Raw genomic sequence first — 23075 nt, 5'->3', positions numbered from 1 at the left:
AAGACAGGACCGAAACGGGGCTAGAGGACGTTCATGGCGGGTCGAGGTGGTGCGGGCGCAGGCGCGGCTCCGGGCGGGCGAGGGCCGCAACAGGGCGGTCCCAAGCCTTCGAGGCGGTCCGGCTTCCAGCGGTTTGTCTACTGGACAGCGGTGCTGGCCGTCTGGGGTCTGATCTTCCTGGTCGTCTTCTTTGCGGTGTTCGCGCGCGGCCTGCCCGACACCTCGGCGCTCTATGACGTCGATCGTCAGCCATCGATCACCTATCTGGACCGGAACGGGGCGCTGATCGCCACGCGGGGCACCCAGATGGCCCCGCCCGCAGACCTGGCCTCCCTGCCCGACTATGTGCCGGCCGCCTTCATCGCCATCGAGGACCAGCGGTTCTACTACCACCCGGGCTTCGACCCCGTCGGCATGTCACGGGCCATGGTGGCCAATGTTCGCGCCGGGCGGATCGTCCAGGGCGGCTCGACCCTGACCCAGCAACTGGCCAAGAACCTGTTCCTGACACCCGACCAGAACATGCGCCGCAAGGTGCAGGAGCTGATCCTGGCCGTCTGGCTGGAGCTGAAATTCAGCAAGGAAGAGATCCTCTCCCTGTATCTGAACCGCGTCTATTTCGGCGGCGGGGCTTACGGGATCGAGGCGGCATCGCAGCGCTATTTCGACAAGAGCGCGACGAAACTGACCGTCGGCGAGGCGGCGCTGCTGGCCGGTCTGCTGAAGGCGCCGTCGCGCTATTCACCGGTCTCCGAGGGCGAGCGGGCCGCGACCCGGGCCACCGTCGTGCTGAACGAAATGGCCGATGCCGGCGTCATCACCCCGGCCCAGCGCGAGGCCGCCGTGGCCGAACCGGTCCGGGTCAGCCGAACCCTGGCCAGCCAGCACGCCCAGTATTTCATCGACTGGCTGGACAAGTCGATCCGGGGCCTGGTCGGCGAGCCGACCGAGGACATGATCGTCGAGACGACCCTGGATCTGACACTGCAGACGGCCGCCGAGCGGTCGGTGCGCCGGATCCTGGACCGCGATGCCTCCAAAGGCGTGGAGCAGGCGGCCCTGGTCGCCATGGATGGCGATGGCCGCGTCTGGGCCATGATCGGCGGGGCCTCCTATGCCGACAGCCAGTTCAACCGCGCAGTCGACGCCCGTCGCCAGGCCGGATCGGCGTTCAAGCCCTTCGTCTATCTGGCGGCGATGGAGGCGGGCTACACCCCCTCGACCCCGGTGGTGGACGAGCCGATCCGGATCGGCAACTGGAGCCCCCGCAACTATTCCGGCACCTTCATCGGACCGACGACCCTGGCCAATGCCGTGGCCCAGTCGACCAACACCGTGGCCGCCAATGTCGCCGACCAGATCGGTCGCGACAGCGTGGCTCGCGCCGCGCGCAGGCTGGGGATCTCGTCACGCATCGGGCTCGAGCCCGCCATGGCCCTGGGTGCGGTCGAGGTCTCGCCCCTCGACATGGCCACGGCCTATGACGCCTTCGCCAACGGCGGCAAGCGCGTTCAGGCTTACGGCATCAGCCGCATCCGCACGCCGCAGGGCCGGGTCATCTATCAGAACGCCGCCCGGCAGGAACGCCCCGCCCAGGCCATCAACAATCCGTCGCTGTTCTACATGAACCAGATGCTGAGAGGCGTCGTGACCAGCGGCACCGGCCGGGCCGCGGCCATCTCCGGGCGCGACATCGCCGGCAAGACGGGCACGACCTCGGACTACAAGGACGCCTGGTTCGTCGGCTACACCGGTGGCTTCGTCACGGCTGTCTGGGTGGGCAAGGACGACAATACGGCCATGCGCAACGTCACCGGCGGACAGGCCCCGATCGCCATCTGGCGCGGCTTCATGAACGCCGCCCTGCCGCGTCTGGCCGTCCAGTCGATCCCCGACGGTCCGCCGATGCCCGAAGGCTGGCAGGCCCCCGATCCCGTTGGTGACCTGATCGGCGGGGTCGAGGACCCCTACGGCGGCACGGTCGTCGAACCGGTCGATCCCGACCTGGGCGAGCCTTATCTTGACGAAAGCCCGGGCGGCGGTCCGGTCATCATTCGCCCGACCTCGCCCCAGCCCAACCGCTACGACCTCGGCGACGCCCCGCCACCCCGCCGCGACCCGCGCGACGATCCAAGGAACGATCCTCGTGGCGGCCCCCGCCCGGAACCCCGGTCCCAGGCTCCGGCCCCGCCGAACACCCAGCCCACCCGGGAGGACCCGCTCTTCTACTAGGCTAGCGAGTACCTTTGCTGCAGCAGCGAGCCTGTGTGCTGGTTCAAGATGGAACTGCGCTCCGGGACCCATCAGTGGAACGATCGCGTGGTGCGATCCGGACCCTGGTGGATCCGTCGCTGGCGGTCTCCCGGTTCACGATCCGGTCTGTCCGGACAGCATTCAGACCAACCCCAGCGGGCAGGGCGACACCATTGAGAAATACGGGAGCCGAGCCCTCCTGCGGCACGATGAAATTCATTATTGCTGCCCGACCTTCTCGGGCATCCTGTATCTCTACGCGGCTAGCAGCCAACCCCCAGTGAGGCAGGCCTGCGGGCATAGGACTGCCGTTGATAAAGAAGCGTGTTGGCAGAACAGACGCCTGCGCCGACCCACAGGGATAGGCTTTGGCAATCACTCGGGTTGCAATCTCCACGGCCTCTTCGCCGGGATAGACGGTCTCCGTCGCCAGTAGCGTCTGTGCCCGACCAGCCATGACCCCATAGTCGATACCTTCGGGCAGGCAGATGGCACCCCCGACATTGCGCAGGGCTGCGCCAAACATGACGCCATTGCAGTACCCCACCGCAAAGGCGTCCTTCTCGGAACAAAGCGCCTTGAAGCCTACACCTGTGCGAGCCGCGTCGTCTCGGGCCCGCTGGTCAGGACCGAGAGCGGCCCGTGCCGCAGCAGCCGCAGTACGCGCGGCTTCGCGGGCCGTTTGGGCGGCGTCCTCGGCAGCCGTCCCAGGATCGGCCATCGAAACCAGCTGAAGCTTCGTCCGGATGGCATCCGCTCTCACCAGATAAGGGGCATGGGACCTGCCGAGGTCTCGGTCTGACACGGCCTTGATGACCCCGTTACGGTCAATGATCCGCGCTGACATCGTAAACATCGGAACGGAGCGGTCTGGTGGAAGAAGCGGCGGCATCAGATCTGCAAAGGCCTGGTTCGGCAGGGCCCCCGGCGCGAGGTCGAACTCCATCCCGGTCGAGGCGGTGCCTTCGGTACCGAGATCGCGATCGAGCGCGATCTCCAGCCGGTCCCCCGGAGCGATCGAGATGGCCGGGTCATAGCCGATGTCGACCGTGAAACGGACAGGAGTCGCCGGCACGGCCGGGAGATTGGCGCAGGTGGCTGTCTTCACTCCTTCGACGCCAGCGCGGCTGAAGGCGATCCGAACCGGACGACCCGCCGTGCAGGCCGACTGGACGGCGGCAAAAGCACCAGCCGGATCAGTCTTCGGATTCACGCCCTCCAGTGTCTGGATCAGGGCATGCGGCCCCCCTTCGGCGGAGCAGCCCTCGCCGATCTGGACGAACACCTCGCCCTCGGACGATCCGAACCCGCACGCCTCTGGCCAAGCCACCTTGTAGATCGGGTCCATGGCGGCCGTGAAATAGGCATGATCGGGTATCGAGGAAGCCACATCAGCCCGGTCTGCCTCGACGACCCGGTTCGGGCGCTGGCCTGCCACTGCGATCGAGGCTGCTCCCGCCAGCCCCACCAGAGCGACGCCTATGGAGACAGCAACAATACGCATCCCCCGCCCGGCGCGGGCCGGGGGAGTCATTATGGATTTCAGGCGACGCATGGCTTGGCTCCTTGGAGATCCGGTGAAGGTCAGGGCAGGCACGGCAAGCATCGGGATGGTCCGGGCGCGCAGGGCGTCGATCAGGCTCTGGGCGTAGGCGCGGCGGGCGGGGGCATCGGCGCCGGTCAGGGCAACGGCATCACAGGCCTCCTCGCGAGCCGCAGCGCGACGGCTGCGGATCACCGGCAGGACAGGATTGAAGGCCAGCAGGGCCAGCAGCCCCTCTTCCAGCCAGACGGCGCGGTGATCGCCGCGCTTGAGATGGGCGAGCTCATGACGGATCACGGCGCATGCCGCCGGACTGTCCGGGGCTCCAGAGAGGACTTCGGGCAGGATCAGCAGAGGCCGCACAACCCCGGTCAGCAGGGCATCGGGACTCTGGATCGAAATCCGGACCACAGGGACGGGGACGTCGATCTCCCCGGCTGCCCCCGCCACGGCGGCAACGGTTTGAGCCGGAGCCGCCACCGCGCGCTTGATCAGCCTTTGCAGCCTGGCGCCGCGCCAGCCCAGCGAAGCGAGCCGGACCCCGCTCAGCACGACCGCCAGAACCAGGGCGAAGCCGGCGATCAGGCCCCAGTCGGGACTCAGGACCACAACAACGGGGTCGACGACGGACAATGAGTCTGGTGCGCTGACGATGACCTCGGTGGGCACGGTCGCGACCGGCAGAACCCGGACGGGAGCGGGGGTCAGCAGCACGCCTCCCACCACCACCGGCGGCAGGAGCGGCAGATAGAGAGCGACCGCCCAGACCCGCTCGCGGAGGGCCGGGTCGGCACACAGCCGCTCCAGACCTGCGGCGGCCAGGCCGGCCAGGGTCGAAACCGCGATCGAGGCCCCGAGCGAAAGGGCGACCAGTTCGACCGGGCTCATGCCTCGTCCTCCGAGGGCGTCGCGTTCAGAGCGGCATCGAGGGCGGCGATGTCGTCGGCATCCAGAAGCTGGCTGCCGGAAAAGGCGGCGGCCGGCAGGGCCCCGTCGATCTCCAGCATGGCCCCCAGCCGCCGCATCAATCCGCCGATGACGGCGACCTTGGGCTGGACGGTCGAATAGACGGCCATGCCGTGCACGTCTCGCCGGGTGAGCAGGCCCTTGGTCCGCATCCGCTCCAGCACGGTCCGCGTCGTCGACCCGGTCCAGCCCAGTTCACCGCCGATCCGGTCCTGGACCTCGCGCGCCGACAGGTCACCATCGCGCCAGAAGGCCTTGAGCACATCGAGCTCGGATTCGCTCGGCGACGGCAGGAGGGTGGGCGACATGAGAACCTCGCATCACTGTTGTCGGGAATACGCGACAATTGTCGCGCAACAGCGTCAAGCGTCGCCCGAATCATTGTCTTCGGTGCGGCGGTTTGACCGCTGGCGTCTGCATCAATTGTCATCTGCCGGGCCTAAGGGATGCGACCGCTCCGATTGGAAGACCCCATGCTCAAGTCCGCCGCGTCCGTTCTCGTCCTATCCCTGCTGGCCGCCCCGGCTGTCTCGGCCCAGACCGTGCCCCAGTCGCAGGACAGCTATTTTCAGGCGGCACGTGCCGAACTGGCGACGCGGATGGCTGTTCAGCCCAATACGCACCGGGCCCGGAATGTGATCCTGTTCATCGGGGACGGCATGGGGATCAATACCCTGACGGCCGCGCGCATCTATCAGGGCCAGCAGGCGGGGGGCGACGGCGAATCGACCGTCACCACGATCGACAGCCTGCCCTATTCGGCGCTGGTCCGGACCTATGCCCACGATGCCCAGGTCTCGGACTCGGCCCCGACGGCGACCGCCCTGATGTCCGGGATCAAGACGCGCAACGACGTCATCGGCGTCAACCAGAATGCCCGCGTGAGCGACTGCGCCAGCGCGCGTGGCACAGAGACGGCGACCCTGCTGGATTTTGCCCGCAGCAGCGGCCGGGCCACGGGCGTGGTCTCGACCGCCCGCCTCACCCATGCGACGCCTGCGGCCACCTATGCTCACACGCCGAACCGGGACTGGGAGAATGACAGCGAGATTCCGGCCGAAGCCAAGGCCGAAGGCTGTATCGACATCGCGCGCCAGCTGGTCGAGGGCGCGTCCATCGACGTGGCCATGGGCGGCGGCCGGGCCCAGTTCCTAACCACCACGACCGCAGACCCGGAAGACCCGGAGCGCCGGGGCTTCAGGACCGATGGCCAGGACCTGACACAGGCCTGGCAGGCCCGGCATCCCGACGGGCGCTACATCTGGAACCGGGCCGGGTTCGATGCGATCGACCCGGCGCAGACCGGCCCGGTCCTGGGACTGTTCGAGCGCGATCATATGGAGTTCGAGGTCCAGCGCGCGGCCGATGCCGGCGGCGAGCCGTCCCTGTCCGAAATGACCGCCAAGGCCATCCGGCTGCTGCAGGCGCGTCCTGAAGGCTATGTCCTGGTCATCGAGGCCGGGCGGATCGACCATGCCCACCACATCGGCCTGGCCGGGATCGCGCTGGATGAAACGGTCGAACTGAACCGCGCCGTCAGGACCGCGCTGGACGCCGTCGACCTGTCGGACACACTGGTGGTCGTGACAGCGGACCACAGCCATAATCTCTCGATCGTCGGCTATCCCCGGCGCGGCAACCCGATCCTGGGAACCGTGGTCGATGTCGATGGCGTGCCCATGCTGGGCACGGACGGAAAGCCCTACACGACCCTGTCCTATGCGAATGGTCCGGGTGCAGAAGATGGGGCGCGGGTCGATCCGTCGACCGTCGACACCCGTCGTCTGGACTATGAGCAACCGGCCCTGGTTCCGCTGCGCTCGGCCTCGCATGGCGGAGAGGACGTCGCGGTCAAGGCGATCGGACCCTGGGCTCATCTGTTCGGCGGGACGATCGAACAGAACCTCATCTATCACATCATGGTCCAGGCCCTGGAGCCTGCGCAGCCCTGATCGGCGGCCGTCAGGCCGGCGGACGGCTCATGGACGTCTGATTGGTTGCCTTGGCCCGCTCGATTGCCAGTTCCGCGGCCGGCAGGGGCACGATCCCCCTGTCCTGCAGATAGCCACCGCGTCCGGCCGCGGCGTCCGACAGATATTCCAGGAGAAATTCCTGCAGCCCCGGGATCACCCCGATGTGGGCCTTCTTCACATAGATGAACATCGACCGTGAGATCGGATACTCGCCCGAGGCAATGGCTTCCAGCGTCGGGAAGACCCCATTGACAGAAGCGGGCTTCACTTCGCTGATGTTCTGTTCAAGGAACGAATAGCCGAACACGCCGACCGATCCCGGCGTCCGGGTCAGGGTCTGGACGATGGCGTTGTCGTTCTCGCCGGAGTCCACCCAGGCCCCATCCTCGCGAAGCGTGTGCGAAAGGGCCTCGAACTTCTTGCTGTCACTGTCCTTGAGAGCCGCCATCTGCGGCATGAACTCCGCCGAATGGGCCATGCCCAGCTCGACCCAGGAGTCGCGGGTACCGGAGGTCGGCGGCGGTCCATAGACCTGGATCCGGGCTGCAGGCAGGCCAGGACGGACCTGATCCCAGCGGCCATGGGGATTGGCCACGAACCCGCCCTCGCCGGGCACTTCCTTGGCCAGGGCCAGGAAGATGTCGCTGCCTTCCAGGACGAAATCGGCGCCAGTGCGGGCTGTGGCGATGACCAGCCCGTCATAGCCGATCTTGAGCTCGATGATGTCGGTCACACCGTTGGAGGCGCACAGGTCGAACTCCGACGCCTTCATCTGGCGCGAGGCATTGGCCACGTCGGGCGTCGAGGGACCGATGCCCTGGCAGAAGGCCTGGATGCCGCCGCCGGTGCCCAGGCTCTCGACCCGCGGGGTCGCCCCCCCCGGGTTATTGCGTCCGAAATTCTCGGCCACGCGGGTGGTGAACGGGAATACGGTGGAGGAGCCGGCTGCCCAGATGCCCTCGCGCGTATTCGATCCCTGGCTGCAGGCCGCGACGACCAGGGCCATCGCAGCCGAACTGGCGACGAACAGGGTGCGGGTCATGGCTGTCTCCGAGACAAGGGCAGGGCTGGAGCGGTTAGACCAGAGGACTGTGACGGATCGGCGAAATGTCCGCTCAGAGCAGACGCTTGCGCATCGCCTGGCTGAGCATGTCGATCAGGGTCACGGCGACCACGACGATGATGACGATGGCCGACACCGCGCTGAAGTCGAAGGCGTTCATGCTGTCGAACAGCACCTGGCCAATACCGCCGGCCCCGATCAGGCCCAGCACCGTCGCCGAACGGCTGTTGGACTCGAACCGGTAGAGGGCAAAGGAGGTCCACAACGGCGCGACCTGGGGAATGACTCCCCAGACGATCTCGTGCAGGCCGGAACCGCCCGTGGCGCGGACGCCCTCGACCGGCCCCTTGTCGATGGACTCGACCGCCTCGGAGAACAATTTGGCCAGGACACCGGCCGTATTCAGGGTGATGGCAAGGACCCCCGCCAGCGGTCCCAGACCGACGGCGACGATGAACAGCAGCGCCATGACCAGATCGGGAATCGAGCGCAGCAGGTTCATGATCCAGCGTACGGGCGTCACGACCCAGACCGGGGCGATGTTGCGGGCGGCGGCAAGGCCGAGCGGCACAGCCAGGAAGACCGCCAGGAAGGTGCCCCACAGGGCGATCTGGATCGTCAGCCACATCTGGCCGACGAACTGGCGCCAGTTGGTGAAGTCGGGCTGCAGGAGATCGGCGGCAAAGTTCCGCGTGTTCTCGGCATTGGTCACCAGCAGGGACAGGTTGCCCAGATCGACATCGCCGATGCTGTAGATCAGCAGGACCGCGATCCCGCCCCAGACCAGCGCATCCAGTCCCCAGGAAGCCGCCGACTTGGCCGGGGCTGCCGGGACGGGTGTGGCGACGACCGCTCCCGGCGCAGGGACCTGGGTCAAGGCTGGACCTCTCGCTTCAGACGCAGATCGGCCAGGGCCTTTTCGGCCTCGGCGACGGCTGCGGCATCCCCGGCATCGCGCGCCTGGGTCAGCTTCTGGTCGGCGATCAGCTCACGGACGGGATCCAGATAGGAATCGTCGGCGGCGCGGAACATCGAATAGTTCAGGCCGGCCATGACCTGACGCTGGCGATCGGCCTCGGCACCGGTTCCCTGGCCATAACCGAGGAAGAAGGCCCGCACCTTTTCCTTGATCGCGGGATCCAGGTCCTCGCGAACCAGAATGCCCGACTCCGGGATGGGCGGCGATTGCCAGATCTCGGTCAGCTGGGCCAGGACCTGCGGGTTCTGACGCTGCAGGAAGACCGAATTGACCGTGTTGGAGGTCGCGATATCCACAGTACCTGACGCGACCGAAAAGGCATTGGCCTGATGGTTGGCGGCGCGGACGGTCTTGAAGCACTGGGCCGGGACGATGTTGCGCGGATTGAACAGGAAGGCCATCGGGGCCAGCGTGCCCGAGGTCGACTGGGCATCGCCGATGCCGAAATCATAGCGCTTGCCACATTTCAGGACGTCTTCCAGCGTGATGCCGGATCCGGCCTTGACGATCAGGGTCGAGCGGTAGCTGTCGCGGCCCTCGGGGTCGACGGTCCGGGCAATGACCTCTGCGTCGGCCCGGTCGATGGCCTCGACGGCCGACTTGGCCGCGAACCATGCCACCTGGGTCTGGCCACCGCGCATGGCTTCAACCAGCACCGTATAGTTCGAGCCGAAATAGGGTTTGACCGGAATCCCGATCGCTTTCGACATGTCCTCGAGCAGCGGCTCCCACAGCGGGCCGGCCGAGGCCTGGCCTTCCGCCGACAGGATCGAGAAGGTGATTTCGGTGGGCGCGGCCGCGGCCGCCCCCTTCTCGGACGTCTCGCCCCCGCAGGACGAAAGTCCCAGCGCGAGGGTTGCAGCGGCGATCAGGCCGAAGCGGCGGGTGAGGCTGGCAGGGGTCATACCTTGGCTTCCCAGAACGCGTCCTCGAACTCGGGACCGTAGATGTCGATCAGCTGTTTGGTGTCCAGGCCTGTCGAAGGGCCGTCATAGACGATCTTTCCGGCCTTCAGGGCGATCACACGTTCGCAGTAACGGATGGCATAGTCGACCTGGTGCAGGGTGACGATGACACCCATGCCGTCGCGCTGGTTCAGCTCGACCAGGATTTCCATCACCTTGCGCGCGGACACCGGGTCGAGCGAGGCGACAGGCTCGTCCGCCAGGATTGCTCTTGCCCCCTGGACCAGAGCGCGGGCGATGGCGCCCCGCTGCTGCTGTCCGCCCGACAGGGTATTGGCGCGCTGGGCGGCATAATCTGAGACGCCGACCCGGTGGAGCGCCGCCATGGCGCGGGCCTTGTCGTCTGCAGGCCAGGCCCCGACCAGGCCGCGCCAGCCGGGAAGACGCCCCAGCGCCCCCAGCATGACATTGGAAAACAGGCTCAGCCGGCCGACCAGATTGAACTGCTGGAAGATCATGCCCAGCTTCTGGCGGGCCGCGCGGGTGGCGCTGGTAGTCCGGCCGTTCTTCTGGACGCAGACGCCGAAGACGTCGATCTGGCCAGCACCGCCGTCGATCGACTGAAGTCCCGTGATCGAGCGCAGCAGGGTCGACTTGCCGGATCCCGATGGACCGATCAGGGCCACCATCTCGCCGGCGGCGACCTCGACCGACACGCCGTTCAGCGCCTTGCGGCTGCCAAAGGTCTTGGACACGTCGCGGGCCGATACAAGGCCGGGTGCGACAGCGGCGGATGAGGTCATGGGATGCTGACGGGCGGTTAAGGGGCGGGCGACGGAACAGCGCACGCGAAGCGCTCGGTGCCTATTCGCACAGCGGCAATGTCATCGTCCAGTGTGGGCGACATGGTCGGCGACAGGCTCCGGGAGGGAATCCCCGGATTCGGACCGTGCGAGACCGCGAACGGATGCCGATGCAGAAGCCAAGAACCCCGTCACGGGACCGGTACAGGACGCCCGCGGCAGGCTGGAGAGGCGACGATCCTGATCGTCCGGAGTCGGACTTTTTCAGGCCCCACAAGGCTTTGCGCGCCGGTCAGAATTGTCGCGCCCTGAAAAAACCGCTTTACATGACAGTCCCGTGACCCTAAATCGCGGCTTCCGGCGGACCCCGTAGGTCTACGTTTGCGCTGCTAACGCCGGCTGGGTTTAACAATTACAGGGGTTTACGTGAATTGCGCACGTATCATTTTCCCCTGGACCTGGTCCGCGAGCGGTCCCCCGAACGTCCAGTCGCACTCGTGCGTCCGGCGGCGGTGGCTGTAGCGGCGCAGTGGTTCCAGGACAATCTCAAGGCTGACGTTTTCTATGCCGTGAAGGCAAACCCTTCACGCTGGGTCATCGAGGCTCTGGTCGCGCAAGGCGTGACCGGTTTTGACGTCGCATCTCTGGCCGAGATCGAGCTCGTTCGCTCGGTCATGCCCGAAGCCCGTCTGGCCTTCATGCATCCGGTCAAGAGCCGGTCGGCGATTACCAAGGCCTATTTCGACCATGGCGTCCGCACCTTCTCGCTCGACTGCGAGGATGAGCTGCAGAAGATCCTCGACTGCACAGCGGGCGCGACGGATCTGAACCTGATCGTGCGCATGGCTGTGTCCGCCGAAGGTGCGGCCTATACGCTGTCGGGCAAGTTCGGCGTTTCGCCGGATCAGGCTCCGTCGCTGCTGCTGTCGGTCCGTCGGGCCGTCATCGACGGTCTGATGGGCGTCAGCTTCCATGTCGGCTCGCAGTGCATGCGTCCGTCCGCCTATCAGGCCGCCATGGCCCAGATCGGGCGTTCGATCACGCGCGCCGGTGTGTTCGTGGACATCGTCGATGTCGGCGGCGGCTTCCCTTCGGTCTATCCCGGCATGGTCCCGCCGGACATGAGCGAATACGCCGACGCCATCCATCGCGGCTTCAACGAAATGCCCGTTTCGGAAACCACCGAGCTTTGGTGCGAGCCCGGCCGCGCGCTGGTCGCCGAAGCCTCGTCGGTCCTGTGCCAGGTCGAACTGCGCAAGGGCGACGCCCTGTATCTGAACGACGGGTCCTATGGCTCGCTGTTCGACGCGACACACTCGCGCTGGCCCTTCCCGACCAAACTGGTCCGGGACGGCGAAAGCTCGGGCGAGCTGAAGGCGTTCCAGTTCTATGGACCGACCTGCGACTCGATCGACCACATGCCGGGCCCCTTCTGGCTGCCGGCCGACATCCGTGAGGGCGACTTCATCGAGATCGGCATGCTGGGGGCCTATGGCGTGGCCATGTCCACGGGCTTCAACGGCTATGGCGAGCACGATCTCGCCGTTGTCGAGGATGCCCCCATGGCCTCGCTCTATGGTCTGGCCCCTCGCTCGATCCCGACCGTGCGCACCACGGACGAGGAAGCCGCGCGCAAGGTCGTCCGTCTGTCGCGCCCCAAGGGTCGCGCCGGTCAGCGCAAGAAGTCGCGGCGCTAAACCGTCATCTAAGCATTGTAATCAGCAGCGGCCCGTCGCTCCGTCCGGGCCGCTGCTTCTTTTTGACGACGGGCGCTCAACCCAAAGGGAAACCCGCGAGATGACCGCTCCTGTCCAGACCAACCAGAAGGCCGAACTGCTCCAGAACGTGGTCGAGCATATCGACATCACGTCCTTCGATGCCCGGCCGATCGTCGACGCCATGCGCAAGATGAGCTTCTCGTCGCGCGACACGGCCCGTGCCGCCGACATCTTCTCCATGGCGATCGAGGACAAGGACTGCTCACCGTGGCTGATCCTGGCCGGTTCGACCTCGGCCGGCGGCTGCATGCATGTGTACCGCGACATGGTGAAATTCGGGATGATCGACGCCGTCGTGGCCACGGGAGCCTCGATCGTCGACATGGATTTCTTCGAAGCCCTTGGTTTCAAGCACTATCAGGCGGCCGGCGAGGTCGACGACAACGTCCTGCGCGACAACTATATCGACCGGATCTACGACACCTATATCGACGAGGAAGAGCTCCAGAACTGCGACCACACCATCCTGGAGATCTGCAACCAGCTGGAGCCGCGCGCCTATTCCAGCCGCGAGTTCATCTGGGAAATGGGCAAGTGGCTCGCCGCCGGTAACGCCAAGAAGTCCGGCAGCCTGATCCAGACCGCCTATGAAGAGGGCGTGCCGATCTTCTGCCCGGCCTTCGTCGATTCCTCGGCCGGCTTCGGCCTCGTCAAGCACCAGAAGGAGCGGATCGTGGAGGGCAAGCCTTATCTGATGATCGACGCGGTTGCGGACTTCCGCGAACTGACCGACATCAAGATCGCAGCGGGCGTCACCGGCCTGTTCATGGTCGGCGGCGGCGTGCCCAAGAATTTTGCGCAGGACACCGTCGTCTGTGCCGAAATCCTGGGCATCGAGGCCGAGATGCACCGCTATGCGGTCCAGATCACCGTCGCCGATGTCCGCGACGGGGCCTGTTCGTCGTCGACGCTCAAGGAAGCCGCCTCCTGGGGCAAGGTCCAGACGACGCACGAGCAGATGGTCTTCGCCGAGGCGACCACGGTCGTGCCGCTCATCGGCTCGGACGCCTATCATCGTGGGGCCTGGAAGAACCGGGACAAGCGTAGGTGGGCCAAGCTTTTCGACAAGGCATGACACAGGAAGGCCGGGACCCGCTCCCGGCCTTTTCCTTTGGAACCGGCGATCGCAAGCGGCTTTGTTTCCCCGAACAAGGAGACAGCCATGACCGATCCCACGCCCGAAACCGAAGATGCGCGCGAGGCCCTGCAGCACGGCGAGAAGCCCGACCATGGGCACACGCCCGATGCCCTGATCGAGGCCCTTTCAGGCACGGACTCGGGATCCGACACCCGCGCAGGGTCCCTGAAGGGCGGTTCGGCATCCGGGTCCGATGACGATCCGGATCAGGACGCGATAAACGAGGCGCTCGCCACGGAAGGCATGGCCGACAAACGCAAGGCTGACGACGCTTGATCCGCCTTGCTGGCGCCCCAACGATACGCCACGGTGGAACGATAACAGTCTCAAGGACGACGACGGGATGAAGCGTAAGTTCGCGGTGGTTGCCATGACCCTGGCGTTGGGTCTGTCGGCCTGTGAGGGCCCCGGCGACACCACCCCCGCTGCCAATGTGGCGGAGGATGTTGCCGCGCCTGCTGCAGCCGACCCACCGGCGGCAGAGGCGCGGGTCGAGCTGGCGCCGGCCAGCCCTGCGGTCCCGGGTGCGCCGGATTATGCGGCGCTGTACCCCGGCGCAGTGATCGAGGGTGTGCCGACCGTTGCCGACGGCGTTGCCGGGCCCGGCGGCCTGCTGACGTTCAGCACCGAGGCCGAGCCCCAGGCCGTCGTGGACTTCTACAAGCGCCGCGCCGAAGCCTCCGGCCTGTCGCCCGTCATGTCCATGAACCAGGGCGAGGCCATCGCCTATGGTGCAGGCTCACCCGAGGGGGCGACCATCCAGGTCGTGGCCTCTCCCGCAGAAGCGGGTGGCACATCGGTCCAGCTGAGCTGGAGCGCGGGGGAGTGAACCGGGCTCCGGCCGTCCTGCTCGCCCTGATCGCGCTGGGCGGCTGCGCATCGACACCCGCCAGGACATCCTCTCCGGCCCCCGCAGCCGGTTATCTGGACGCCGCGGGGCTCGCAGCCCTGATGGCCCGGGTCCCGCCACCGCCCGTGGCCGGATCGGCCACGGACCGGGCGGACAAGGCCGTGTCGGAGCGGTACAGGGTTCTGGAGGGCGGCGACCGTTGGCTTCTCGCAACCGCCCATGCAGAGTTGCGGCCGGCGCTGGCCCTGGCGCATTTCGACTGCGCCCTCGGCACCCGGATGGGGTCTGCTGCGACGCCTCTGCTCACGGCCCTGTTTGAAAAGGTCCTGCACGATGCCAATGAGGCCGCAGAAAGCGTCAAGGCCCGCAGCTTCCGGGCCCGGCCCGTCGGCGACGACCCGGCGCGCCAGGCCTGCCAGCGGCTGAGTGAGGCCGGACGCACCTCGCCGTCCTATCCGTCTGGCAGTGCGGCCGTCGGTGCCGCCTATGGCGAGGTGCTGGCTGTACTGGCCCCGGACCGGGCGACGGAAACACGCCGCATAGGCCACGAGATCGCCGTCAGCCGCATCGTCTGCGGCATGCACTATCCCAGCGACGTCGAGGCCGGAGAGTCCCTGGGCCGCGACGTCGCGCGTGAAATCGTGGCCACTCCGGGCTTCGAGGCCGACCGGGTTGCCGCACAGGCCGAACTGGCTTCGGCAAGGGCGGCAGGCCGATCGAACCCGGGGTGTGCTGCCGAGCGCGCTGCCCTGGCCGCCCCCCTGCCCTGACCATGCTGGCCCTGCTGGCGGCCCTCAGCTTGCAGGCCTGGTCCCTGCCCGCGGCGCGAGCCTGTTCCGCGGCCGAGATCGAGGCGCTGACCGCACCAGTAGACAGCCCCTACCGCCTCACCTGCCGCGCGACCCTGTCTCCGGGTCAGTCCATCACCCGCCGGATCCTGATCGAGGGGGCTGAAGGTTCGGGCAGCGGCATCGACTGTCGTGGCGGCAGCCTTGGCGTGCCTGGCCGTCAGATGACGACCCGGGCCCCGACGATCGCTGTCTGGTCGCGGCGCATCGAGGGCCCCTCGACCGGCTGGAGCCGCCCGACCGACGTGACGATCCGCAACTGCCAGATCCACGGCAATGTGCGCCTCTGGGGCATGGGGGCGGGCGGATCGATGAGCGATCTTCTGGACTCGTCGCGCTCGCCCGGTCACACGGCCGCGGTCCAGGCCGCCGCACCGTCGAACATCCGTTTCGAGGCCGTGGCGTTCGTCGGGACCGGCTCCATCCCCCTGTATGTCGGACCCGGGGTCACGGCGACGCAGGTCCTTCGCGGGCGGTTCGGCGGGCGCTCGGAGTCGACCGCCCTCTATCTCGACGCTGAAAGTCGCGATGCCCGGATCGAGGGCGTGGTGTTCGACGTCGCCACCGCCCGAGAGCAGATCGCCATCGATGGATCGGCCGGCAATGTCATCGCCGGGAACCGTTTCAGCCTGGGCGGGCGCGGCGGGATCTTCCTGTATCGCAACTGCGGCGAGGACGGTGTCATCCGGCACCAGACCCCGTCGGAGAATCGCATCACCGACAATGTCTTTTCCGGTGCCGCCCGGTTCCGGCCCCGCACGGTCGTGGTCGGGGCCCGCGAGGGCAACCGCCGCTATTGCGGGGACGACGCCGGTTACCCCTTCGGATCGAGTGCAGACGACGGGGATGGGGCCACACGCAATGTGGTGGCCCGCAACCGCATCGTTCGATAGGCCGCGCTACGTCGTGGGTCGCGGTGCCGACAGCGACCCGTAGAGGTCGGTGCGACGGTCCCGGAAGAAGCCCCAGGCTGCGCGGTGGCGATCGAGGTAGTCGAGGTCGAAGCTGTGCACGAGCACGCCCTCCTCCCCATCCAGGCTCTCGACCAGATCGCCCCGGTGATCAGCGATGAAGGAGTGGCCATAGAAGCTCTGGCCCGTTGGCGTGACCTGCTCATGCCCGATCCGGTTGGCCCCCACGACCGGGACGACATTGGACACGGCATGGCCCTGCATCGCCCGCCGCCAGGGCTCGGCGGTATGCAACTCGGAATCATGCGGCTCCGATCCGATGGCCGTCGGATACATCAGGACCTCGGCCCCCTGCAGCATCATCGCGCGTGCCGTCTCCGGGTACCACTGGTCCCAGCAGATCCCGACCCCGACCCGTCCGAACCGCGTCGACCAGACCTTGAAGCCGGTGTCCCCGGGGCGGAAATAGTATTTTTCCTGATAGCCGGGGCCGTCGGGAATGTGGCTCTTGCGATAGACGCCCAGCGGCGCGCCGTCGGCATCCAGCATCACCAGGCTGTTGTAATAGTGCGGCCCTTCGCGTTCGAAGATCGAGACCGGGATGGCGACACCAAGCTCACGTGCGACATCCGCCATGGCGATGACAGCCGGATGCTCACGCCATGGATAGGCCGTGCCGAACCAGTGCTCCTCCTGCGAGACGCAGAAATACGGTCCCTGGAACAGCTCGGACGGCAGGATGACCTGGGCCCCGCGCGAGGCGGCCTCGCGGACAAGGTCGATCGTTTTGGCAATGTTCGCCTGCATGTCCTCGCCATAGGCGGTCTGCAGCGCGGCGACGGAAATCGTGCGGGGCATCAGGCAGGCTCCTGCTGGGAGATGCAGTGGAACGATCCGCCGCCCGTGAGGATGGCAAGCGACGGCAGGGGAATGATCTCGCGGTCGGGATAGACGGTCTGCAGCCCCTGACAGGCCAGGTTCGCGGCCCGGTCGTCACCATAGGTCGGGACGATGACCGCTCCGTTTGCGATCAGGAAATTCATGTGACTGGCCGGAACCGGCTTTTCGTCCGCATCGCCGACAAAGCCGGGTGACGGCAGCCGCAGCACCGTGAGGGCGTTTCCGTCGGCATCGGTCATGGCCGACAGGTCGCGGGCGACCGCGTCATAGACCTCGTCATTGGGATCGCCGCGACCCCAGGCGATCGAACAGGCGACGACGCCCGGCGCGACGAACCGGGCCAGATTGTCGACATGGCCATCGGTGTGGTCGTTCAGGAGGCCATCGCCAAGCCACAGCACCTTGCGGGCCCCGATGGCCTGCGCCAGTGCCGCTGAGGCCTTGTCCTCGGTCCAGTCCCCATTGCGGTTCCGGTTCAGCAGACACTGCCGCGTCGTCAGGACTGTGCCCGCGCCGTCGTGGTCCAGCGCCCCGCCCTCCAGCACGAAATCATGCCGGGTCAGGGCCACGCCGGACGCCTGGCCGATCTGGTCTGCGACCTCGCCGTCATGCGGATAGTCGTATTTGCCGCCCCAGCCGTTGAACCGGAAGGCATGGGCCGAGGCCGAGCCCGCCCCGAAGATCGGTCCGGTGTCCCGCAGCCAGATATCCCCGAACAGGCCATCGACAACCTCGACCCCTGCGACGTCGGCAAAGCGGGCCTGGGCATCGGCCAGAGCGTCCGGCCGTCCAACCATCAGCCGGACGTCTTCCCGTCCGGGACCGGCCAGGGCTCGCACGAGGGCCTCGACCTCGGCCTGGGCCTGATCGAGATTGTCTTCCCACAGCTCCGCATGACTGGGCCAGCCGACCCACATGGCCCGGTGCGGGGCCCATTCGGCGGGGATGAAACTGACGGGCATGGGGGAGACGTCCTGCTGGCGCGCAAAAGGGAGGGCGGCCCGCCCAGATAGCCATCAGGACCCGCTGCTTCAATGCGGATGCTGTGACAACGGGCATCGCTGACCTCCGTCCGAGGTGAAGACGCATCCCGTCCGTGGTACCCTCCGAGCCCGTTCGACCCGCCCAGGGGCCGGTCATAGTCACAAGGAGTTCATTGATGAAGGCCACCTCTCTCGCCCTCGCAGCCAGCGTTCTGGCCCTTTCGGCCTGTGCGCCCGGCCTTCAGGCCACACCCGAGGCCTATGCCGCGACCGACACGGTGTTCGAGGGCTGGCTGAGATTTTCCGGCGAGGAGTTCCAGCTGAACGCCAGACAGGATCAGGTGCTTCAGCCGCTCGCACGTCCCTGCCTGTCCGGTGCCCTGCCCCGGGATCTTCAGCGACAGGCGCGACAGGACCTCAACGGCCAGCGGGTCCGGATCACGGGGCAGAACCGGGCCTGGTCCGACGACCTGCCCGGACGGCGCATCGACCAGCAGGGGTCGAACATCCGCAACGAGTGCGGGGCCGCCTTCGTCATCCTCGCCGACCGGATCGTCCCGATCGCCTGAGGCCAGGACAGCGACAACAAAAAAGGGCGGTCCGCACGGACCGCCCTTTTCCGTTTGTGATGGAGCCGTGTCCTAGAACTTGGTTCCGAGCGTCAGCACCATGGTGCGCGGCGCGTTCAGACCGAAGGTCCGGGGCTGGCCGGCGCGGGGGTTGATGCCCGCGTTCGGGTTCACATCGGCGATGGTGAGGGCGTTGTTACCCGACGAGATGTTGATCGGATATTCCTCATCCAGCAGGTTCGAGACGTTGAACTGCACATAGGCGTCGCGGATGCCGAAGGTGTTGGTCAGGTCATAGCGGGCATCGAAATCAACAACCGTATAGGCCGGGACAACCTCGTCATTGACGTCGGTGGTGAAACGCTCGTCGACCCATTTGGCTTGCAGGCCCAGCGACAGCTGGTCCGTAGGCTGCCAGTCGGCACGGAAGGTGGCCTGCCATTCCGGCGTCTCGACGACCTGCTTGCCCTTGGTCTGGATGATCAGCGGCGAGCGCTGGTTGGGCGTGCAGCCGAAGCCTGCAGTGGCGGGGTTGGTGATGCCCGCCGCCGGGCAGGTGAACGAACCGACGATCTGGTCTTCCTGCAGCACCGCATCGAGATAGGTGGCTGAGGCGTAGAGGGAGATGTTGTCAGCGAGCGACCAGGTCACGGCGCCTTCGAAGCCCTGGCTCTCGACCTCACCGATGTTGCGATCGATGAAGGTGTTGAAGGTTTCCGAAGTCGGATCGTTGTCCAGGGTGGACACGACGCGGTTGCTGTACTGGTTAAAGAAGGCCGAGGCCGAAGCGATCACCGTCGACGAGGTGTAGCGGTAGCCGACCTCATAGTTCTTGGTGATCTCGGGCTGGACCGGGTTGAACGCGATCGGAATCGCCGTCGTCGAGGCAATCCGGTTGACGTTGTACAGGTTGTCGGTGCGCGGAACGGCGATCTGTTCCGAATAGCTGGCGAACAGGTTGTTGTCGCCGAAGTCATAGCCGACCGTGATGTTCGGCAGGACGTCATCGTATTCGAAGTCCTGGCTGAACGGGGCGATGTACTGGGTCGTGTTACCGGCGAACTGGACGTTGCCGTTCGGCAGGGTCGTGGCGACCGGCTGGGTGGTGCAGAACGGGTTGCCGGTGCCGTTGGCCGTGTAGCAGAACTGGTTCAGTTCACGCTTGAAGAACGGGGCACGGACGCCGATCTGGACCGTCAGGTTGTCGTCGAAGAACTGGCCGCGATAGTCGAGCGAGAACTGGTTCAGGATGGCCAGCGAGAACCGGTCGCGGCTGCGATAGAACGAGCCGTCGCGGCCGAAGACGCGCAGGTTCTCGTCACCCCAGGTGTTTTCGCCACCGAAGACTTCGGGCGGGTTTCCGGACGCATCGTAACGGGTGGCCTCGCCGGTCTGGCGGTGGCGACCATAGTCGTTCGAATAGGAAGCCCGGAGACGATGGTTGTCGGTGACGTCCCAGATCAGCGACGTCAGCACACCATAGCGGCGCGTATTGGTGTTTGACGGCGTGTAGAGGGCGACGTTGTCGCAGGTGTCGCCGTCGCCGTTCAGGTCCACACCGGTGTTGCGGATCAGCGCCGTCACGCAGGTGGCATTGGTGGCGGCAGCGTTGTTGAGCGGGTTCTGGTCGAGGCGATCGTCGCGCTCGCCCACCAGGGTAAAGCCGCCGCCATTGGCGATGACATACTGGAACGAGGGATCGACCGTCAGGCGCAGGTTGTCACGCAGGCGGTAGCTGAAATTGCCGCGGATGTTGCCGGTGTCGGAGGGGTTGATGCGGGTGCCGCTATAGTTGGTGCAGCTGCCGGCTGCGATGCCGCCGAAATAGGTCTCGATCCGCGCCGAGGTTGCCTCGTTGTCAACGACGCCATTTGTGCCCACGGGCGGGAGGCAGGTGCGGTCGTTCTCGGGGCGGAAGCCCTGGTTGAACTGAACCAGGTTGGTGCTGTTGTTGTAGAAGGCGTTGCGGTTGCGGTTGTAGTTGAACGCGAGCGAACCGAAATTGCCTTCACCGAGGTCCTGGTAGAGCTTGCCGTTGAACTGCAGCTTCTCCAGTTCGCCCGGGCCCTTGAACTTGTCGTAGTCCGTGTAGGAGCCCGTCAGATAGGCCGTCGTGCCCCAGGGACCGAAGGCGCCCGTGTCGGCGCGCAGGAAGACGCGGCCATATTTGAAGGTGCCGATCGAGGTCACGAGCTGGACGCCACGCTCTTCCAGAGGGCGGGCCGAGGTATAGTTGATCAGGCCGCCCACGGCTGCCGGTGTCGGGCTGTCGACGTCAGTCGAGCCCTGGGTGACCGAGGCGCGCTCGATCAGTTCCGGGTCCAGCTGCTGGTTGGTGAAGGTGGCATAGTTGCCGGTGTCGTTCAGCGGCACGCCGTCGAAGGCCAGACCGACGCGGTTGCCGTCGAAGCCGCGCAGACGGATGTTGCCGCCCGAGTTGCCGTAGGGATCGGAGTTGGTGAAGTTCAGGCCGGGGACGAGGTTCAGCGACTGCAGGATTGTCTGGCCCGGCTGCTGGCGGGTGATCAGTTCCTGGGTGATGGTTGAACGGGCCTTGTCGACCGGCTCGGCGATCTGCGCGCCGTTGATCGAGCGCGGGCCCCGGCTTCCGGTGACAACGACTTCATCGACAGTGGTTTCGTTGGCCAGCGTGCCGGTCGACTGGGCCGAAGCGGCACCGGCCGCAAGGACGCCTGTGAAGAGGGCAGTCGTCGCCAGCAAGGCGCGGTAGCGGTTCGTCATGGTTCAATATCCCCGGATACAAAAAGGTCGAGCAATCGCTCTCGCACAGGCCAGGTGCCCGCCGATCTGGGGTCCGCTCTAGGCGCGATGTTGTAAGCTGGGACGACAGTGTTGTGACAACGGCGTGACAGCGCCACAGGGTGGCCGAGAGGTCACACTATCCGCTGACGCCTGTGTCACCCTTGGGCACGACCCACGGTGGTCAGCGTCAGACATCTCTCCCGAGAACCGCGACGATGCCCTGTGCCGTCGGCAGCAAGGCGCGTGGCTCGTGGTAGTTGCCGTTGACCTGAGTGCGGGCGATGACATGGGCCCGGAACCGGGTGAACAGATCCGGATCGGGAGCCTGGGGATTGCCCCAGAAGACATCGAGGGGTCGCTGGTCGGTCAGGCCGTCGAAGTCGAAGAAGGCCTCGCCGAGCACCTTGACCGGGGTGCGGAAGCCGAGCGCGGACAGGGCAGCGCTGGAGTTGTTGACGACCATGCCGCGCGAGGCCCGACACAGGGTCGCGAGGTTTCCGCCGTCGATGAAGTCGACCCGATCGGCCAGTCCCCGCTCGATCGCGAGGCATCGGGTCATGTGCGCCAGATCGACCAGGCCCGGATCCAGCGGATGGTTCTTGACCACCAGACGGCAGCTGGCCGGCGCGTGCCGTGCGAAACTGCTCATGACCTCGGCCATGAAGGCGACATTGTCGGCGAAATGCGAATATCGCAGCAGCTGTGCGTCACCCTCGCGTTGCAGACAGGCCAGGAAAAAGGGGCCCTTGGCGGCGATGTCGTCCGTATTGCAGGCCTGCCGCGAGCGGAAGGCCAGCCCGACATAGCGACGGATATGCCCTGCGCACTGAAGCCACGGGGCCTGGGTGTAGGGAGCCACGAACCGGGGATAGAGGAACCGGCCCAGTAGCTGGATCAGGTGGTAAAGGCTGATGTTGACGACGTGGTGCGGAAGAATCCGCCCCACCATCCGGGTGACCGGAATCTCGGGGACGGGCGGGGCGTAGGCGTGGCGTGTCCGGGGCAGGCGGCTCGAGGCATTGACGCCGCCGCGCTCCACGGTGACCCAGTCCGGACGGAAATAGCCGTTCTCGAGAACCCAGACGCGGGCATCCATCTGACCCGCCTGGGAAAGGACGCCCTGGTTATAGGCACCGCCTTCACCGAAGATGAGGATGTCCGTAAAGGCGGGCGACAGCTCGGCCAGCCGACGGGGCCAATGACGGACATCGGCCTTGAACAGGATATTGCCGGGCTCGCGACCATAAAGAAGGTCACCGGCATTGAAGATCATGCGCGACACCTCGGCCCCGCGGTCCCGGAGCACGCCACTGAGCACGCGGCCAAAGGGGCCGAACGGAGCCGTGACGATCAGGAAACGGCGACCCGCCAGCGAGACATCCTTGTGGCCAGCCGGACGCTGGAGCGAGGCGGCGGCTTCCGGATAATCGGGGTCGAGGCTGGCCAGCAAACCTTGTGTCTCTTTCGTATCCGCCGCCCGGGTCTCTTCCTAGAGCGTGCCGCGCCCTCAAGGCAAGACGCGGGCGTGGTGAAAGCTGCATTGACCAGGGCGCGCGAGGGTCGACAGAGGCGTGGCAAAGGCCTCGTCACTCCTCTCGCCCGCAAACGAAAACCGCCGCCCGGGCTGGAAGCCGGGGCGGCGGTTGATCGGATCAGATTTCGAAGTCCGCAGGCAGGGGGGCCGGTTGTCCGGTCCCCCTCGCCCTTGGGGCTTAGAAGTTGATGTTGATCGTGGCGCGACGGTTCAGGGGCTCGCGGACGCCATCGGCGGTGGCGCGGGCCAGCTGGGTTTCACCACGGCCGTCCAGCGAGATCACGCCGCCGGCGACGCCTTGAGCGACCAGGGCGTC

19 protein-coding genes are annotated in these 23075 nt (G+C 66.4%); 9 read left to right on the top strand and 10 right to left on the bottom strand.

Features of this window, described 5'->3' with window-relative positions; genetic code table 11:
• Nucleotides 1-33: 33 nt before the first annotated feature.
• Entirely contained in the window at nt 34-2232 is a 2199-nt protein-coding gene (locus tag GGR13_RS13725) for a transglycosylase domain-containing protein (protein ID WP_183214163.1), read from the top strand.
• Between the two features lie 43 nt (nt 2233-2275).
• Here the strand turns inward: GGR13_RS13725 and GGR13_RS13720 are convergent, their stop codons facing one another.
• Together GGR13_RS13720 and GGR13_RS13715 are read right to left on the bottom strand one after the other, a co-directional pair.
• Nucleotides 2276-4684 carry a M56 family metallopeptidase gene (locus GGR13_RS13720; protein ID WP_183214162.1) on the bottom strand — a complete coding sequence of 803 codons (2409 nt, stop codon included), beginning with the start codon at nt 4682-4684 and terminating at the stop codon, nt 2276-2278.
• Nucleotides 4681-5070 (bottom strand): BlaI/MecI/CopY family transcriptional regulator, encoded by a 390-nt coding sequence (locus GGR13_RS13715; RefSeq protein WP_246347886.1) that lies wholly within the window; start codon nt 5068-5070, stop codon nt 4681-4683. Before GGR13_RS13715 ends, GGR13_RS13720 begins: the two co-directional genes overlap by 4 nt.
• A 165-nt stretch (nt 5071-5235) precedes the next feature.
• Between GGR13_RS13715 and GGR13_RS13710 the strand changes: the two genes are divergently transcribed.
• Nucleotides 5236-6714 (top strand): alkaline phosphatase family protein, encoded by a 1479-nt coding sequence (locus tag GGR13_RS13710; RefSeq protein ID WP_183214161.1) that lies wholly within the window; start codon nt 5236-5238, stop codon nt 6712-6714.
• A 10-nt stretch (nt 6715-6724) separates the two neighbouring features.
• On the opposite strand, the gene GGR13_RS13705 is transcribed toward GGR13_RS13710, so the two are convergent.
• The 4 genes from GGR13_RS13705 to phnC form a co-directional block, all read right to left on the bottom strand.
• Entirely contained in the window at nt 6725-7777 is a 1053-nt protein-coding gene (locus GGR13_RS13705) for a substrate-binding domain-containing protein (protein ID WP_183214160.1), read from the bottom strand.
• A 73-nt stretch (nt 7778-7850) separates the two neighbouring features.
• Nucleotides 7851-8675, bottom strand: coding sequence for a phosphonate ABC transporter, permease protein PhnE (phnE, locus tag GGR13_RS13700; protein WP_246347885.1), 825 nt, complete (start codon nt 8673-8675; stop codon nt 7851-7853).
• Nucleotides 8672-9682: a phosphate/phosphite/phosphonate ABC transporter substrate-binding protein gene (phnD, locus tag GGR13_RS13695; RefSeq protein WP_183214159.1), complete on the bottom strand. Its 1011-nt coding sequence runs from the start codon at nt 9680-9682 to the stop codon at nt 8672-8674. Before phnD ends, phnE begins: the two co-directional genes overlap by 4 nt.
• Nucleotides 9679-10485: a phosphonate ABC transporter ATP-binding protein gene (phnC, locus tag GGR13_RS13690; RefSeq protein WP_183214158.1), complete on the bottom strand. Its 807-nt coding sequence runs from the start codon at nt 10483-10485 to the stop codon at nt 9679-9681. Before phnC ends, phnD begins: the two co-directional genes overlap by 4 nt.
• A gap of 431 nt (nt 10486-10916) precedes the next feature.
• On the opposite strand from phnC, the gene GGR13_RS13685 reads away from it, so the two are divergent.
• The 6 genes from GGR13_RS13685 to GGR13_RS13660 all read left to right on the top strand — a co-directional run bounded on the left by GGR13_RS13685 (nt 10917) and on the right by GGR13_RS13660 (nt 15992).
• Nucleotides 10917-12182 (top strand): type III PLP-dependent enzyme, encoded by a 1266-nt coding sequence (locus tag GGR13_RS13685; RefSeq protein ID WP_183214157.1) that lies wholly within the window; start codon nt 10917-10919, stop codon nt 12180-12182.
• 100 nt (nt 12183-12282) lie between these two features.
• Nucleotides 12283-13338, top strand: a complete 1056-nt coding sequence (locus tag GGR13_RS13680) for a 1,9-bis(guanidino)-5-aza-nonane synthase (RefSeq protein ID WP_183214156.1) — start codon at nt 12283-12285, stop codon at nt 13336-13338.
• 87 nt (nt 13339-13425) lie between these two features.
• Nucleotides 13426-13677 carry a ribonuclease gene (locus GGR13_RS13675; RefSeq protein ID WP_183214155.1) on the top strand — a complete coding sequence of 84 codons (252 nt, stop codon included), beginning with the start codon at nt 13426-13428 and terminating at the stop codon, nt 13675-13677.
• Between the two features lie 67 nt (nt 13678-13744).
• A complete protein-coding gene (locus GGR13_RS13670; protein WP_183214154.1) occupies nt 13745-14230 on the top strand; it encodes a hypothetical protein in 486 nt (161 codons plus the stop codon).
• Nucleotides 14227-15021, top strand: coding sequence for a phosphatase PAP2 family protein (locus GGR13_RS13665; RefSeq protein ID WP_343060416.1), 795 nt, complete (start codon nt 14227-14229; stop codon nt 15019-15021). The genes GGR13_RS13670 and GGR13_RS13665 overlap by 4 nt, the downstream gene beginning before the upstream one ends.
• A 2-nt stretch (nt 15022-15023) precedes the next feature.
• The gene (locus GGR13_RS13660) at nt 15024-15992 is read left to right on the top strand and encodes a DUF1565 domain-containing protein (RefSeq protein WP_183214153.1); all 969 of its coding nucleotides are present in this window, start codon (nt 15024-15026) and stop codon (nt 15990-15992) included.
• 6 nt (nt 15993-15998) lie between these two features.
• Here GGR13_RS13660 and aguB read toward each other — a convergent pair whose 3' ends face one another.
• Together aguB and GGR13_RS13650 are read right to left on the bottom strand one after the other, a co-directional pair.
• Complete coding sequence (gene aguB / locus GGR13_RS13655; RefSeq protein ID WP_183214152.1) at nt 15999-16868, bottom strand: N-carbamoylputrescine amidase; 870 nt, start codon at nt 16866-16868, stop codon at nt 15999-16001.
• Entirely contained in the window at nt 16868-17872 is a 1005-nt protein-coding gene (locus tag GGR13_RS13650; RefSeq protein ID WP_183214151.1) for an agmatine deiminase family protein, read from the bottom strand. The genes aguB and GGR13_RS13650 overlap by 1 nt, the downstream gene beginning before the upstream one ends.
• 197 nt (nt 17873-18069) lie before the next feature.
• Between GGR13_RS13650 and GGR13_RS13645 the strand changes: the two genes are divergently transcribed.
• The gene (locus GGR13_RS13645) at nt 18070-18462 is read left to right on the top strand and encodes a hypothetical protein (RefSeq protein WP_183214150.1); all 393 of its coding nucleotides are present in this window, start codon (nt 18070-18072) and stop codon (nt 18460-18462) included.
• Between the two features lie 72 nt (nt 18463-18534).
• Here GGR13_RS13645 and GGR13_RS13640 read toward each other — a convergent pair whose 3' ends face one another.
• Both GGR13_RS13640 and GGR13_RS13635 read right to left on the bottom strand, forming a co-directional pair.
• Nucleotides 18535-21204 (bottom strand): TonB-dependent receptor, encoded by a 2670-nt coding sequence (locus tag GGR13_RS13640; protein WP_183214149.1) that lies wholly within the window; start codon nt 21202-21204, stop codon nt 18535-18537.
• Nucleotides 21205-21412: 208 nt separating this feature from the next.
• Nucleotides 21413-22675: a capsular biosynthesis protein gene (locus tag GGR13_RS13635; RefSeq protein ID WP_246347884.1), complete on the bottom strand. Its 1263-nt coding sequence runs from the start codon at nt 22673-22675 to the stop codon at nt 21413-21415.
• Nucleotides 22676-23075 lie beyond the last annotated feature (400 nt).

The sequence above is a fragment of the Brevundimonas variabilis genome (genome assembly GCF_014199945.1).
In the GTDB taxonomy this organism is placed as follows: domain Bacteria; phylum Pseudomonadota; class Alphaproteobacteria; order Caulobacterales; family Caulobacteraceae; genus Brevundimonas; species Brevundimonas variabilis.
This window is presented reverse-complemented; position numbering and strand designations above follow the sequence as displayed.

Excerpts from the sequence above, each read along its gene's own strand:
- GGR13_RS13725 (WP_183214163.1), top strand. The coding sequence starts at position 34 with ATGGCGGGTCGAGGTGGTGCGGGCGCAGGCGCGGCTCCGGGCGGGCGA.
- GGR13_RS13720 (WP_183214162.1), bottom strand. The coding sequence starts at position 4,684 with ATGAGCCCGGTCGAACTGGTCGCCCTTTCGCTCGGGGCCTCGATCGCG.
- GGR13_RS13715 (WP_246347886.1), bottom strand. The coding sequence starts at position 5,070 with ATGTCGCCCACCCTCCTGCCGTCGCCGAGCGAATCCGAGCTCGATGTG.
- GGR13_RS13710 (WP_183214161.1), top strand. The coding sequence starts at position 5,236 with ATGCTCAAGTCCGCCGCGTCCGTTCTCGTCCTATCCCTGCTGGCCGCC.
- GGR13_RS13705 (WP_183214160.1), bottom strand. The coding sequence starts at position 7,777 with ATGACCCGCACCCTGTTCGTCGCCAGTTCGGCTGCGATGGCCCTGGTC.
- phnD (WP_183214159.1), bottom strand. The coding sequence starts at position 9,682 with ATGACCCCTGCCAGCCTCACCCGCCGCTTCGGCCTGATCGCCGCTGCA.
- phnC (WP_183214158.1), bottom strand. The coding sequence starts at position 10,485 with ATGACCTCATCCGCCGCTGTCGCACCCGGCCTTGTATCGGCCCGCGAC.
- GGR13_RS13680 (WP_183214156.1), top strand. The coding sequence starts at position 12,283 with ATGACCGCTCCTGTCCAGACCAACCAGAAGGCCGAACTGCTCCAGAAC.
- GGR13_RS13675 (WP_183214155.1), top strand. The coding sequence starts at position 13,426 with ATGACCGATCCCACGCCCGAAACCGAAGATGCGCGCGAGGCCCTGCAG.
- GGR13_RS13670 (WP_183214154.1), top strand. The coding sequence starts at position 13,745 with ATGAAGCGTAAGTTCGCGGTGGTTGCCATGACCCTGGCGTTGGGTCTG.
- GGR13_RS13660 (WP_183214153.1), top strand. The coding sequence starts at position 15,024 with ATGCTGGCCCTGCTGGCGGCCCTCAGCTTGCAGGCCTGGTCCCTGCCC.
- aguB (WP_183214152.1), bottom strand. The coding sequence starts at position 16,868 with ATGCCCCGCACGATTTCCGTCGCCGCGCTGCAGACCGCCTATGGCGAG.
- GGR13_RS13650 (WP_183214151.1), bottom strand. The coding sequence starts at position 17,872 with ATGCCCGTCAGTTTCATCCCCGCCGAATGGGCCCCGCACCGGGCCATG.
- GGR13_RS13645 (WP_183214150.1), top strand. The coding sequence starts at position 18,070 with ATGAAGGCCACCTCTCTCGCCCTCGCAGCCAGCGTTCTGGCCCTTTCG.
- GGR13_RS13640 (WP_183214149.1), bottom strand. The coding sequence starts at position 21,204 with ATGACGAACCGCTACCGCGCCTTGCTGGCGACGACTGCCCTCTTCACA.